Origin of the sequence: Methylobacterium gossipiicola, from assembly GCF_900113485.1 — a bacterium.
Classification (GTDB): domain Bacteria; phylum Pseudomonadota; class Alphaproteobacteria; order Rhizobiales; family Beijerinckiaceae; genus Methylobacterium; species Methylobacterium gossipiicola.
Genome location: NZ_FOPM01000006.1, coordinates 167,750 through 180,110, shown reverse-complemented (window position 1 = coordinate 180,110; position 12,361 = coordinate 167,750). Strand labels below are relative to the sequence as shown.

The 12,361-nt window shown below is 72.4% G+C and carries 8 protein-coding genes; 6 read left to right on the top strand and 2 right to left on the bottom strand.

Going from position 1 to position 12,361, the window contains the following annotated elements; genetic code table 11:
- Positions 1 to 393: 393 nt before the first annotated feature.
- The 3 genes from BM249_RS07285 (at position 394) to BM249_RS07275 (ending at position 4,283) form a co-directional block, all read left to right on the top strand.
- Positions 394 to 1,605 carry a GGDEF domain-containing protein gene (locus BM249_RS07285; RefSeq protein WP_177232349.1) on the top strand — a complete coding sequence of 404 codons (1,212 nt, stop codon included), beginning with the start codon at positions 394 to 396 and terminating at the stop codon, positions 1,603 to 1,605.
- 85 nt (positions 1,606 to 1,690) lie between these two features.
- Positions 1,691 to 2,800 carry a glycosyltransferase gene (locus tag BM249_RS07280; RefSeq protein WP_091970398.1) on the top strand — a complete coding sequence of 370 codons (1,110 nt, stop codon included), beginning with the start codon at positions 1,691 to 1,693 and terminating at the stop codon, positions 2,798 to 2,800.
- A gap of 82 nt (positions 2,801 to 2,882) precedes the next feature.
- Positions 2,883 to 4,283 carry a lipopolysaccharide biosynthesis protein gene (locus tag BM249_RS07275; RefSeq protein WP_177232348.1) on the top strand — a complete coding sequence of 467 codons (1,401 nt, stop codon included), beginning with the start codon at positions 2,883 to 2,885 and terminating at the stop codon, positions 4,281 to 4,283.
- Positions 4,284 to 4,293: 10 nt separating this feature from the next.
- Here the strand turns inward: BM249_RS07275 and BM249_RS07270 are convergent, their stop codons facing one another.
- Positions 4,294 to 5,448, bottom strand: a complete 1,155-nt coding sequence (locus tag BM249_RS07270; protein ID WP_244528637.1) for a GNAT family N-acetyltransferase — start codon at positions 5,446 to 5,448, stop codon at positions 4,294 to 4,296.
- Between the two features lie 14 nt (positions 5,449 to 5,462).
- On the bottom strand, positions 5,463 to 6,428 hold the full coding sequence (locus BM249_RS07265; RefSeq protein ID WP_091970392.1) for a cupin-like domain-containing protein: 966 nt from the start codon (positions 6,426 to 6,428) through the stop codon (positions 5,463 to 5,465).
- A gap of 492 nt (positions 6,429 to 6,920) precedes the next feature.
- Between BM249_RS07265 and BM249_RS07260 the strand changes: the two genes are divergently transcribed.
- Genes BM249_RS07260 through BM249_RS07245 form a run of 3 tightly spaced genes read left to right on the top strand, consistent with a single transcriptional unit; the run spans position 6,921 to position 12,088 of the window.
- Positions 6,921 to 8,438: a GumC family protein gene (locus BM249_RS07260; protein ID WP_143103701.1), complete on the top strand. Its 1,518-nt coding sequence runs from the start codon at positions 6,921 to 6,923 to the stop codon at positions 8,436 to 8,438.
- A gap of 44 nt (positions 8,439 to 8,482) precedes the next feature.
- Positions 8,483 to 10,528: a WecB/TagA/CpsF family glycosyltransferase gene (locus BM249_RS21845; RefSeq protein WP_210186989.1), complete on the top strand. Its 2,046-nt coding sequence runs from the start codon at positions 8,483 to 8,485 to the stop codon at positions 10,526 to 10,528.
- 6 nt (positions 10,529 to 10,534) lie between these two features.
- Entirely contained in the window at positions 10,535 to 12,088 is a 1,554-nt protein-coding gene (locus tag BM249_RS07245; RefSeq protein WP_091970389.1) for a glucosamine inositolphosphorylceramide transferase family protein, read from the top strand.
- Positions 12,089 to 12,361: the final 273 nt, after the last annotated feature.

Below are 12,361 nucleotides of genomic sequence, written 5' to 3'. Positions count from 1 at the left end.
CTTCTCTGGCGCCCCAGGGGAGCCCGGTTCGCGGCGGCGGACAAGCCTCTTTCGTGCCAGCCGAAGCCCGGCTCGGGACAGGATGCGCCGCTCGCCGGTCCGCGCGGCGCGCGAGCGAGGCCGAACGCCGCCATTCCGATGGAATCGAACGGCGTTCGGCCGACAGGCGGGCATCGGCGGATGAGCGCCGCGCGGGACCGGACGCGTTCGTGTCGTCCGATCGTCGAGCCCGTGTCGTCGCGGTGAGGGCAGGGGGGCGCGCCGGCTTGCCCGAGATTCCGGATACCGTTCGACCGCCTCGGCCCCGCGATGGCCCGAGTCTTCGCGGGACGGCGCTCCACGAACGATTCACATATTGCGGTGACACTCGCCGGATCGAGGGAGTGGCGGCCGGTGCAGGACTTTTCGACGGCGCGGATGTCCGAGGCGCAGCCCGCTCCCCTCGTGGATCGTCTTCTGCGTTTCGATCCGGTCCTCGAACAGTGCCACGAGGCCGAGACCGGGCGCGAGCGCGTCGCGAACCTGCGCGAGACGTTCTGGCTCGGCCTCGTGCTGTTCAACGCCCACAACATCACCAACGCCGTCCTGGTGCCGGACGTGCTGGGGTTCGCCGTCGTCCTGCGCCTCCTCGTGGTGACGCCCGTCATCGTCGCGGCCCTGATCTGCATGGACCGGATGCCGCCGGCCTTTCGCGAGCGGGCGATCCTGCTCCTGGTGGGCAGCGCCTTCGTCATGGAGATCGTGCTGTTCCTGACGACCCGGTCGGAGTTCGGCGCCTATGCGTTCAACGAATTCACCCTGACGCTGATCTACGGCAACATGCTGCTGCCGTTGCGCTTCCGCTTCGCCATCGTGTTCACGGCGGCGGCCCTCACCCTCACGACCCTCGCGGTCTGCCTCAAGCCGGGGCTCGACGAGGCCCTGCGCTTCGCCTTCGTGGTGCAGATCGCCATGGCGTGCATCATCAGCCTGTATGCGAACTTCAAGGTCGAGCGCCGCCGCTGCCGCGATTACGTCGTCGCCCATCTCGCCCTCGCGCGGGCCGAGCAGGCGGACAGCGCCAAGCAGCAGTTCCAGGACCAGTCGCGCACCGACCCTCTCACGGGGCTTCCGAACCGCCGGGCCCTCGACGAGCATCTGCGGACCGCGTTCGCCGACGGGCAGCCCCTGGCGGTGATGATGATCGACATCGATCACTTCAAGCCGTTCAACGACACCCTCGGGCATCAGGCGGGCGATGCCTGCCTCACGAGCGTCGGCGTCGTCCTCGCCACGGCGGCCAAGCATCGGGATGTCCTGTGCGCGCGGTTCGGCGGGGAGGAATTCACGGCGGTCTTCCGCAGCGGCGACAGGGACGCGATCCAGCGTCTCGCCGACGCCTTCGTGCGCACCATCGCGTTCCTGCAGATCGCGCATCCGGGCCGGTCCGACGGCATCGGCGTGGTGACGGCGAGCGTCGGCGTCGCCCTCAAGCCGGAGGGCCAGACGGACCCGCAGGCCGTGCTCGCCGCCGCCGACCGGGCGCTCTACCGCGCCAAGAGCCGGGGACGGAACTGTTACGTCCTCGGTGACGAGGCCAGGCCCGTGCAGGTCGCGGCGGCCTGAGGACGGGATCGTTTGATCGAACCGTAACCCCCCTCGGTCAAACGCGGGGGACGCGCTGGGGCGTCAGGGGAAAGAAGGGTCGCGCATGGCGCCGCACGAAGGGGCTTCGCCCATCCGCCGCTCGCTCCTGTTCTACACCCATGCCGTGACGGGGGGCGGGGCCGAGCGGGTCTGGGCGCTGCTGGCCTCCGGCCTCGCGGCGCGGGGCCATGCCGTGACCCTGGCGTACGACCACGATGGCGAGGGTGCGGCGGCGGCCCTCGATCCCCGCGTGCGGCGCCTTCCCCTCGGGGGAAACCATGCCGTGGCGGTGGCGCGCCTCGCACGGCACCTGGCGCGGGAGACACCGGACCTGTCGCTGTCGGCCCTCGCCGTCTCGAACCTGAAGCACGGGGTGGCGGCGTGCCTCGCCGGGCGCGCCCGCCGCGCCGTCCTGTCGTTCCATGGCCATCCGGCGAGCGAGCCGCAGCGCCTCAGCCGCCTCGGCAACGCCGCGACGCCCGTGCTCGCCCGCCTCACCGCCCGGTCGGTCTTCGTGTCGGACGGTCTGATGGCGCATTACGTCCGTGAAGCCGGCGCCGTGCCGGGGCGTTCGGTGCGCCTCTACAACCCCGTGGAGGTGGAGGCCGCGCGCCCGGCTCAGGGAGCGGCCGAGCTTCGCGCCCGGCCCCGCCGCGTCCTGGCCGTGGGGCGCCTCGCCCCGGCCAAGGATTTCGCCACCCTGCTGCGGGCCTTCGCCCGGGTGCGCCGCGACGCCAGCCTCGTCATCGTCGGCGAAGGCCCCGAGCGCCCGGCCCTCGAAGCCCTCATCTCCGACCTCGGCCTTGCCGGCCGCGTCACCCTGGCGGGGCATGTCGAGCGGCCCTGGCACCTCTACCGCGAGGCGGCGTGCTTCGCCGCGTCCTCGCGGGCGGAGGCGTTCGGCAACGTCTTGGTCGAGGCCCTGGCCCACGGCCTGCCCGTGGCTTCGACGGCCTGCGACGGGCCGGTGGAGATCCTGGAGGGGGGGCGGTTCGGCGCCCTCGTACCCGTGGGCGACGCCGCCGCCCTCGCCGCCGCCATCGACGCGATGCTGGCCGATCCGGGCGAGCCGGCGGACAGGATCGCCCGCGCGGCGACCTTCTCCGTCGCGGCGGCGGTGGCGCGCTACGAGGCGTTGTTTACCACCCTCCTCGATGGCGGGGATTATCCGTGACGCCGTTCATGGCTTGGAAGGAGCCCGCGGAGCAACGTCGCCGCGTCCGCGCCCGAAACACCAAAGGAGGGTTGCCGTGCTCTTGAGCCATACCCTCCGCTATCTCCCGGCCCAGCTCATCGGACCCGCGTCGCAGTTCGCCGCCGTCGTCGCCTGGACGCATTGGTTGCCGCCGGAGGAATACGGCATCGTCGCCCTCGTCATGGCCTTGCAGGAGCTGGTGTTCCAGCTCTGCCTCGCCTGGTGGTCGTCCTACGTCCTGCGCTACGGCGCCGGCTTGGGCGCGGACGGACGGGCCGGGCAGGCGGCGCACGAGAACGCCGTTCTTCTCATCAGCGCCGGGCTACAGATCGCCGTCACCTGGGTGGTTCTGGCGACGGGCCACCTCCCGCTGACACCGGGGTTCCTCGCCGTCGCCTTCGGCTTCACCATTTCCCGCACCCTCACGACCCATCTGGCCGAACGCGCGCGGGCGGGGGGCGCCATCGGCGTCTACACCCTGGCGCAGACCGCCGGACCCGTGGCGGGTTTCGCCCTGGCGGCGGTGCTGGCGCGGGCCGAGAATTCCGCCGCGGCCGTGCTCATGGGCTTCGCCGTCGCCCATGCCGCGGTCCTGCCGGTGATCTGGCTGCGCCTTCCCCACACCCGCACGATCCGCCTCGATACGGGAATCGTGCGCGTCGCCCTGGCCTACAGCACGCCGCTGCTGCTGAGCGGCATCATCGCCTGGGCCTCCGTGAACGGCATCCGGGTCATCGTCGAGCGCCTCGACGGCACGGAGGCCGTCGGGCTCCTCTCCGTCGGATGGGGGTTGGGCCAGCGGCTCCTGTCGGTCGCCGCCATGCTGGTGACGGCGGCGGCGTTTCCCCTCGCCGTGCGGCGGATGGAGCAGGCCGGCCCGGCGGAAGCCTACGATCAGGTGGCGCGCAACGGCTTGTTCCTCCTCGCCGTGGTGGTGCCGTCCACCGCCGGGGTGATCTGGCTGACTCCCGCCCTCGTCGATCTGTTCATCGGGGCGGAGTTCCAGGCGGCGACCCGCATGATCCTGCCCGTGGCGGCCCTGGCGGCGGCCGTGCGCAACGTGCGCGTCCATTGCGCCGATCAGGTGTTCCTCCTGCGCGAGACGCCCGGTCTCCTCCTCAAGGTCACCATCGTCGAGAGCGTGGCGACCCTCGCGGGCTGCACCGTCGGGCTCGTGGCCGGCGGGTTGCTCGGCGCGTGCCTGGGCTGCCTGGCGGGGAGCATCGTCGGCTTTCTCGCGGGCTTCGGCGCCGCCTACCGGGAGGGCCTGCGCATTCCCGCCTGGCCGGTCCTCCGCATCGCGGCGGCCACGGGCCTCATGCTCGCGGCCCTGGCCCGGATGCCGCCGCAGCCGAGCGCGGGCCTGCTGGTCGCCGCCGTCGCGGGGGCCGGCGGCCTCTACCTGGCGGCCCTCGCGCTGCTGTTCCGCGAGGCGTGGCCCAACCGCCGTCGGGCGGCCTGATCCCGCGCGGTCAGACCTTGGCGCCCTTGGCCGGAGCACCGGCGACGCGTCGGCCCCCCTTGAGGCGGCGGCGCAGGGCGACGATCCAGGCCTGGCGCTTGGCGAGGCGACGGGCGCGGTCGGCCCCCCAGGACGGCAGGCCCCGGGGCGAGAGGGGCGAGAGCACCGTCGTCAGGGGCACGGACACCACCCCGAAGCGGCGCTTGTAGTCGTAGTCGCCGATGGTGAAGTCGAAGGTGCGGACGCCCTGCCCGTGGAGGTGCTCCAGGGTGCGGGCGATGAGCAGGCGCCCCGGCGAGGCGTTGCGCCACGGCCCCCCGGCGGCGGCGAGGCGCACCATGGCGTAGTGCTCGCCCGAACGCAGGCCCAGGAGGGCGCCCACCACCTCGGCGCCCGCCGTGAGCGCAGTCAGAACCACGCCGCCGTCGCCCAGACCCCGTTCCACGAGGGTGCGGTAGTGTCGGGCGACGGCCGGATCGTCGAGGATGTAGGGCAGGCCGAGATCGGCGATGCGCGCCCGTTGCAGGCCCTCCAGCGCGGTCAGGACCGGGCCGGCCTCGGCGGGGTCGAGGATCCGCCGGAACGCCGCGCCGTCGTGGCGGGCGAACACCCGCCCGCTGCGTTCGAGTTCCTTGCGGAAGGTGCGTTCGAGGCCCCGGTGAAACGCCTCCCACGGTCCGTCGATGCGGATGAGGTTGCCGTTCAGGGCCATCGGGGCGGCGCCCGGCCAGGCGGCGACGGGACCGGCGAGTTTCGTGAGGCGCAGGAGGTCGGCTGGCGGCAGCGCCGCCCGCACCGCCGCCGCGAGGCGGCTCCAGGCCGCCGGGTCGGCCGGCGCGGCGGGGCCGAGGAGCGCGGCGTTGTAGTCGGTGATGCCGCCATCGGCGAAGCCCACCACCCGCAAGCCGCCCTCCCGCGCCATCGCCCAGGGAAGGGCGGCGGCGATCCGCCCGGTTTCCGTGTCCCGGACGGTGACGAGGAGGGGGCGGGTCCCCGGCCGGGTGCCGAGGGTCGCGTACCAGGTCCGCAGCCACGCCCCGTCCTGGAACGGCGTCGGAACACCGGCTTCCATGAGGGGGCGCCACAGGCGCTCCGTGGCGGCCCAGTCGTCCGAGACGGTGACGTCGTAGGCGGCGGAGGCCACCGTTGCGCAGGCGAGGGGCATGGACACGCCGGAGATCAGACCGAGGCGGTGGAGGGGGCGGCGTTCGGCAGGTCGACGATCTGCCCGAGGTGCGCGCGGTCGAGGCGGAAATCCACCGGCGGGCGGCCCTTCTTCTCGGCGCCCCGCATCGTCCATTTGCGCCCCTTGAGGGCCTTCTGGACCACGGCCTTGGCGAGGAAGCCCGGCCCCTCGATGGCGCGGCTCTTCGGCGTCACGCCGAGGCGGGTGCGCAGGATCGCGTTGCCGACATTGACGATGTGCTTGCGGCGAATCTCCTTCGTCCAATACTCCATCGTCATCGAGACGTTGAGGCAATCGAAGTTCTCGACGCGGTGCGGCGCGTTGAGGGGCCAGTGCATCATCTGTCCCGGCTCGAGGTCGTAGGCGGTGGCATGCTCCTCGAACCAGGGCTGGTAGGGCATGTCGATCTCCTGACCGAACAGGGCGATGTCCTCGAGGTCCTGCGGGTGCAGGAACGGGGGCGTGTTCGGGTAGAGATAGAGGCGCTTGCGGCCCACGATCTGCCACAGGGCCTGACCCGGCAGATCGCAATGGTAATAGACCTGCGCTTTCGGCGACGAGATGAGGATGCCCATCCCGTGGTTCTCCGTGTCGAAGGACGGCATGCGTTCCTTCAGCTCGCCGAACACGTCCCGCAGGAGGTCGTCGTAGCGCCGGTCGATCCTGCGGACGTCGCGCAGATTGATCCAGATGCGGCCCTTCTCGACGGCATCGATCACCTCGGCGCCGGAGAGGTCGCCGATCTCGCCCTCGCGCCACAGGCGCCGCTGGCCGGCCGGACCCATGTGGACGAGATTGTACGATTGGCGCGGATAGTTCTCGATCAGGCTCGCGAGGGCCGCGCGGCTGAAGAGCGGCGATTCGTGCAGCCGATGCGCCAGGCGTAGGGGCTGATGCTTGAACAACTCCGCGTGCCGGGGCGTCCAATCGGTGAAGACGGGGTTCTGCGTCACGCTCATGGGGTCCTCGGGGCGATGGGTGGGGGCGCCTCGGGATCGTCGCCCGTCAGGGCACGCCCTTGGCCTTGCGGTCCGGCCTGTCCCGCCGTGGGGGTTCCGTGCCGGTCCGGGACGGTGTTTCCCCCGGATCGGTCTTTCGTTCCCATCACAGCAAGATCAGTGCCCGGCTCCCCGCCCGGTCCGCGAGGCCGCGCCTCGGCGATGGATTGAGAAAACCGGGTCGAGAATTGAGAAACGCCCGCGCTGTCAAGATTACGGCCGACCGAACGGTGCGGCCATATTTCTTAATGGGGTGATTACCGGGCCTCGTCGTCCACAGAATGATCGAAAGCGTTGACGAAGGCCGTCCTTGGAAGGAGTTCGGAAACGATCACACCCCTAGGGTCCGGCCTTGACCCGAGGGATCGGGCGCGGCGATTGTCCGTGTCGGTCTTCCACCGTGGCTGCCGCTTCAGGACGGGAATAGGGCGAACGCTGCACGGAGCGCGAGACGTGAGTTCGGAGATGCCTACCTTCCGGTCCCCGGACGATCTCACCGCCGGGCGTCCGTCCGGTGACCTCGTGACCTTGCGCGAACTCGGCGCCATCCTGCGCCGTCAGGTGCCCGTGATGGTCCTCGTCTCGGCCCTCGTCCTCTGCGGGGCGGTGATCTATCTCAGCCTGGCTCAGCCCTTGTACCGCTCGTCCGCGACCCTGCTCCTCGACCCGCGCGGGGGCACGAGCCTCAGCGCCGATGCCGGCCAGCGCCAGTCCATCGACACCAGCGTCCTCGACAGTCAGTCCCGCCTCATCGCCTCTCCGGCGGTCCTCGGCCGGGTGGTGGACGCCCAGCAACTCACGAAGGACCCTGAATTCACCTCCGGCCGCCCCGGCCCGCTGCGGCGGCTGAAGGAGGCGCTCGGCCTGCGCACGGAGGCGAGCCCGCCCCCGAAGGACGATCCGAAGCAGACGGCGACGGCGGCTCTGGCCGAACACCTCGTGGTGCGCCGCTCCGAGCGGACGCTGATCCTCGAGGTCGAGGCGTGGTCCGCCGATCCCAAGACCGCCGCGCGCCTCGCCAACGGCGTCGCCCGCGCCTTCATCGACGATCAGATCGACGCGAAATCCAAGGCGTCGAACGCCGAGAGCGTCTGGATCGACCGTCGGCTCGCCGAACTCGGCGACAAGATCCACGAGGCCGAGGCGCGGGTCGAGGCGTTCAAGACCGAGGCCCACATCGTCAGCGCCAACGGCCGGCTCGTGAGCGACCAGAAGCTCGAGGCCGCCACGGCCGAACTCGCCAAGGCCCAGCTCAAGACCTTCGAGGCCCGCACCCGCCTCGCCGAGACCGAGCGGGCGCTGAAATCCGGCGATCCCGGCGCCACGGGCGACGCGGCCAAATCCGGGGTGATCCAGCAGTTGCGGCTGCAGGCCGCCGAGATCCAGCGCCAGCAGGACACCCTCGGCACCACCCTGGGGGCCCGCCACCCCGCCCTGCAGGAGGTCGGACGCCAACGCGCCGGCATCCGCGCCCTCATCACCGCCGAACTGCGCCGCATCGCCGACACCCAGCGCGGGGAGGTCGCCATCGCGGCGGCGAACGAGGCCCTGCTTCAGCGTCAGGTCGCCCAGCAGAACCGCGAGGCGGTCCAGACCAACCAGTCCATCGTGCGTCTGCGCGAGCTCGAGCGGGATGTGGAGGCGGCCCGCGCCATCTACCTGCGCTTCCTCAAGGCCAACGGTAACCTCGCCCAGGACAGCATCGACACGCCCGTCGCCCGCATCATCGCCCCCGCCATCGCGCCGGACAAGCCGTCGAGCCCCAACACCCGCGCGGTGCTGCTCATCGCCCTCGCCTGCGCCGTCGCCGCCAGCCTCGTCGCGGCCCTCCTGCGCCACGGGCGACCGCAGGCCCGACGCCGCGTCGCCGATCCGCGTCGTCCCCTCGCGGCGGACCCGGACCGTGGCTCGGTCCTCCAGCCCGTGGGGGCCTCGGCCGCGCGCGCGAACCCCTCGACGGTGCCGTATTGAACCCGCTTGTCCCTGGGGCCGCCTGCCACGACGAGAGACAGACGATGACCGTGACGCCGCCCCCGTCCAGCGCCGCCCCCCGTGTCGACGGCCAGTTCATCAACGTCATTTCGCCCCGGCAGGCCGTGTCCGCCGTGCGCGCGCGCGCCGCGACGGGACGGGGATTCACGTTCTTCACCCTCAACCTCGACCACCTCGTGAAGCTGCGCGACCATCCGGGCTTCCGGGCCGCCTACCGGGCGGCGAGCCTCGTGAGCGCCGACGGCTGGCCCGTGGTCCTCCTCGCCCGGCGTCAGGCGCGCGCCACCCTCGGCGCCTCCCTGCAGGTGACCACGGGGGCCGACCTCGTGCTGCCCCTCTGCGGCGCCGCAGCCGCGGATGGGGTGCCGGTCTATCTGTTCGGGGCCACCGAAGAGAGCCTCGCGGGGGCGGCCGCCGCGTTGCGGGCCGCGCATCCGAGCCTCGATATCCGGGGCTGGCACGCCCCGCCCTACGGTTTCGATCCCGCCTCGCCCGAGGCCGACGCGGATGCCGACCGGATCGCGGCCTCGGGGGCGCGCCTCGTGTTCCTGGCGCTCGGGGCGCCGAAGCAGGAGCTGTTCGCTGCCCGTGCCTTCGCCCGGCATCCGGCCCTGGGCCTCGTCTGCATCGGAGCGGCCCTCGACTTCCTGTCGGGCAAGCAGGTCCGGGCGCCCCGCCTCGTGCGGTCGGCGCGCCTCGAATGGCTGTGGCGTCTCGTCCACGCCCCCAAGGCCCTGGGGAGCCGCTATGCACGCTGCGCCGGCCTGTTCGGGACCCTCGCGGTGGTCGAGCCGGCCCTGCGCGCCCTCGGGGTGCTCGCCCGTCCGGAGGCGGGCCAGCCGGGCCGCTACCGCATCTGTGTCATGTACACGATGGACCCGCGCGGCGCGAAGGTCGGCGGCATCGAGACCCATATCCGGCAGATCCTGCGCCACCATCCGGCGGACGTGTCGGTGCTGTTCGTCGGCATCGACGAGGTCGGCGACTGCACCCTGGGGCAGGTCCGGTCCCTGACCCTGGAGGACCGCACCATCGACTTCCTGCCCGTGGCCCGGATCGGGGCGCGGGACGTGAACCATGCCGCCCGGCACCTCGCGCAATCCGTCACCCTGCACTACGTCCTGGGTGCCCTGCGCCATCTCGGGGCGATCCGCCGGGCCATCGGGCCGGGCCCCGCCACCGCCGACCTGCACCGCTTCGAGTTCGCCCCCCTGGCCCGCCTGCTGGGCCTCCCGGCCTTCCAGATGGTCCATGGCGAGGGCAGCCGGGCGGACAAGATGGATTCCCTCATCAAGTCGTACTGGTTCCTGCACAGCTTCGGCGAGCGCCTCGCCCTGCGCTGGGCCACGGGCATCTTCTGCGTCAACCCGGCCATCGTGAAGCGCATCGCCACGGAGTTCCCCCGCGAGTTGCCGAAGGCCGAGGTGCTCACCGTTTCGGTCGATACCGGCCAGTTCTCGGCCCGGCCCTTCGTCTGCGACGACGGCGTGTTCCGCCTCGTCTTCGCCGGGCGCCTCGACGCCTTCAAGGACCCGTCGCTGATGTTCGCGACGGTGGCGGCCCTGCGCGCCCGCCTCGGCGGCAAGGTCGCGTTCCACTATGTCGGGGCGAGCGACCCGACGCGGTTCCCCGAATTCGCCGCGATCGAAGACCTCACCGTGCGGCACGGTTTCCAGGACGCGGCCGGTGTCGCCCGGATCATGGCCTTGTGCCATGCCGGCATCCTCACCTCGTTCTTCGAGGGCATGCCGTGCTTCCTCCTCGAAGGGCTCGCCAGCGGGCGGCCGTTCGGCGCGATCCGCCTGCCGCAATTCGACGGGTTGATCGAGGCCGGCACCAGCGGCTTCCTGGTCGAGCGGGCCGACAGCCAGCACGCTTCGGCCGAGGCCCTGGCGGACGGCTTCGCGGCGTTGTGGGACGCGATCCGCCACGGCCGCCTCGATCCGCGGGCGATCCACGCCAAGACGGCGCCCTACGCGGTGACGGCCCAGATGAGCCGCCTGTTCGCGCATCACCGCACGGTCCAGGGCCACGCCATGGCGGTGATCCCCGTGGCGTCCCCGGCCTGACCCGGCATGCGGGATGGATCGACGCCGTCGCGGATCGGCCTACGCCTCGACGGACGTCGCCCGCGCCGCTGGCACCTGCGCCTCCTCGAGGCCCTGGCCCGGCAGCCCGGGCGCAGCCTCTCGGTCGGGCGCGCCCCCGGTCCGGGCGGGCTGCCGGCCAATGCTGACCTCCTGTTCGCCATGGAGGCCCGTCTGCGGCGCCTGCCCGGCGACGGCCCGGCCGCGTCCGTGCCCCCGTCGGCCCTGGCCGCCTATCCCGATCTCGCGCCCACGGGCCTCGTCCTCGACCTCTGCGGCGATGTCGCTCCCGCGCCGGGGCGCCGGGTCTGGCGGCTGACCTTCGACGGGGCCTGCGGCGAGGCCGGGCTGCTCGCCGCCTTGCTCGCCGGGCGCGCGCCCGTCGCCGCCCTGATGGAGGGGGATCGGGTCGTCGCCGCCGGGCGCCTGGGGACCGAATCCCTCACGGTGCGGCGGATGGCGTTCGAGGACGGTTTGATCCGCACCGTCGATCTGATCCGCGCGGCCCTGGCCGGCGATGAGGCCGGTGCGCCCCGCCTGTCCGCCGACGCGTGTCCGCCCCCCGCCGCCGCCGGCCTGTCCGTCGCCGCCGTCGGCGCCCGTGGGGTCCAGATGCTCGCCCGCATGGTGGCGGCGCGCCTGCATTGCCTGGGGTACCGGACGCCGCATTGGCGGGTCGGCTGGCGCCCCCTCGCGGGGCCGGACGTCGTCGATCTCCGTCGCCTGCCCCGGGGCTGGCGCGACCTGCCGGACGACGGCCTTCGGTTCTACGCCGATCCGTTCCCCATCGAACACGATGGACGCACGATCCTGTTCGTGGAGGAATATCCCCACGCCACCGGGCGGGGCCTCATCTCGGCCGTGGCCTTCGGGCCGGACGGCCCCGAGGGCGTGCCGGTGCCGGTGCTGGAGGCGCCCCACCACCTCTCCTACCCGTTCGTGTTCGAACGCGACGGCGCCCACTGGATGATCCCCGAGAGCGGCGGCGCCGGCACCGTCGATCTCTACCGCGCCACGGCGTTTCCGGGGGGCTGGGTCAAGGTCGCGACCCTCGTCGCGGGCGTGACCGCGAGCGACGCCACCCTCCTCGAACGGGACGGCCGCTGGTGGCTGTTCGCCACCGTGCGCGACCGCGACCCCGAGGCCCCCGAGCGGGCGGCGCAGGGCGCCTATTCCGATGCCCTGCACCTGTGGTCGGCCCCCGATTTCCGAGGGCCGTGGACGCCGCATCGGCGCAATCCCGTCCTCGTCGATTTCGCCGCCGCCCGCCCGGCCGGCCGCATCGTCGCCCGGGGCGGCGCCCTCATCCGCCCGGTCCAGGATTGCAGGCGGGGCTACGGCGAGGCCCTGTCGCTCGCCCGCATCGACCGCCTCGACGACGACGGCTACGCCCAGACCGTGGAGACCACCCTGCGGGCCGGCCCGACCTTTCCGGGCTCCCGCCTCCACACCCTGAACCGGACGGGTGCATTCGAGTTCATCGACGGATCGGGATCGGCGCCGCGCCATTGGCCGCGGAGGCGTCGCGCGCGGACCGGTTGATCTGTTCGCCTCGTTCGAGCGTGTCGGAGGGGCGATCGCCGTTGCGTCCCTCCCGCATGGGCCGTGAGCGGGGAGCTTGCCGACTGCCGCGTCGGCGTGGAGCGGGGCGGCGGCCCTCATGTCGTGAAACGCTCCGGCGGGACACGGCCGAACGGGTACCCACGAAGCACACGCGAATTTAATCCACGTTGTACGGAACCGGCCTGTCGACCCGGCGATTTCCGGTCGCTGAACGAACTCTGGTTGCGCGCCGGAGCGCGTTCACGATCCGCG

Excerpts from the sequence above, each read along its gene's own strand:
- BM249_RS21845 (WP_210186989.1), top strand. The coding sequence starts at position 8,483 with ATGACCGTGACGCCGCCCCCGTCCAGCGCCGCCCCCCGTGTCGACGGC.
- BM249_RS07245 (WP_091970389.1), top strand. The coding sequence starts at position 10,535 with ATGCGGGATGGATCGACGCCGTCGCGGATCGGCCTACGCCTCGACGGA.
- BM249_RS07265 (WP_091970392.1), bottom strand. The coding sequence starts at position 6,428 with ATGAGCGTGACGCAGAACCCCGTCTTCACCGATTGGACGCCCCGGCAC.
- BM249_RS07280 (WP_091970398.1), top strand. The coding sequence starts at position 1,691 with ATGGCGCCGCACGAAGGGGCTTCGCCCATCCGCCGCTCGCTCCTGTTC.
- BM249_RS07270 (WP_244528637.1), bottom strand. The coding sequence starts at position 5,448 with ATGCCCCTCGCCTGCGCAACGGTGGCCTCCGCCGCCTACGACGTCACC.